1 protein-coding gene and 1 pseudogene are annotated in these 1,262 nt (G+C 39.3%); both read left to right on the top strand.

All coding sequences use genetic code 11. The features are described from left to right. Positions 1 to 384: pseudogene (locus tag CD138_RS05625) on the top strand (terminase); the annotation flags it as partial. A 239-nt stretch (positions 385 to 623) separates the two neighbouring features. Continuing rightward, on the top strand, positions 624 to 1,262 hold a 639-nt coding region (locus CD138_RS05620), incomplete at its 3' end, for a phage tail protein (protein ID WP_373364642.1).

The raw sequence follows: 1,262 nt of genomic DNA, 5'->3' as shown, positions 1-1,262 counted from the left end.
GCAGCAAAAAGTGCATTGAACGCAGCAAAAAGCGCGTTAGATAGCCACTCACCGTCACGTAAATTTATGCAACTAGGTAGAGACAGTATGACAGGTCTTGGCATGGGAATTGAACAATATGCAGCTAAAGCAGCAAAAGCCAGTAGAAACGCCGCGTTAGGTATTATGAGTGCTTTTGATGCAAAACTTTCTCCATCATTCGATGGAGCAGGATTAATCGATTCGGTTGTTGGTGACATAAACGGGTTTATTGACGACGATGTGCGCCACTCTATCGAAGAAAACAATAGACCTATTGTTAACCTCCATGTAGAAAATGACGTTGATGCCGAATTTCTCAGAACTTACATTAAGGATATGGATTCAAAAGAATATTACACATAGAAGCGGGGTGATACTGCTTGATTTATAGAGATATAGAGGTTGTTTCTGGGTTTAACACATATAGACTCAGTGACAACCCTTTTACATTTGATAGGCTTAAAGTTATATCGTTCAATGTTGGAGATTTAGAGCGCGATAATCAATTCGAGACTATCGATAAACTTAACGGCAGATTCCAGACGGCCACAATTGAGGAATCACGGAAAGCGACTCTTTTAATAGAATACAATGTTGATAAGATGGCGCATGCAATCCATTTGCGAAATCAATTAGCAGATTTGTTTAAAGGACGTTTTTTTATTCGTGAGCTTGTACCGTCTATCGTCGAAATACCGTTTCAAGGGTTTAACGAACCTGACTTTGAATTCCCTTTGAATTACGCAAGTGGTATGCAACTGGAATTGATGTTATCGAGTATTAGCGACTTTGATACAAATAAGACTACAGGAGAAATTGAAGTGGTTTTCGAAACAGCAGAAAACCCGTATTACGAATCAATTGGGCGTAGTTTACAGTTAGAAAAGCTCGATTCTCCTTACCTGTGGTCAAGTGACATGCGGATAGAAATGCCTTTAGAAAGTTCGAAGCGGACATACACATTCCTTAACATTAGAAGCGGTGATGTGTTCTATCACGGTACACAGCCTATTGATCAATTTACTTTTGATAGAACTGTAACAATTGTTTTAGGTAAGGATACAGACAAATTCAGCTGGAATCTTGAACATTCTGAGGTTATGACGATTGAGGGGCTAAAGCTCAAAGCGGGGGACACAATCAAATACAACGGATTACAGACATTTAGGAACGGCGTAGCAATCGATGAGTATACACGATTGTCGCAGCCGTTTTTTAAATATGGTTATAACTACTTTAAC

The sequence above is a fragment of the Staphylococcus intermedius NCTC 11048 genome, from assembly GCF_002902385.1.
Classification (GTDB): Bacteria; Bacillota; Bacilli; order Staphylococcales; family Staphylococcaceae; genus Staphylococcus; species Staphylococcus intermedius.
The sequence above is the reverse complement of the archived record's forward strand: the minus strand, read 5'-3'. Positions and strand labels throughout refer to the sequence as shown.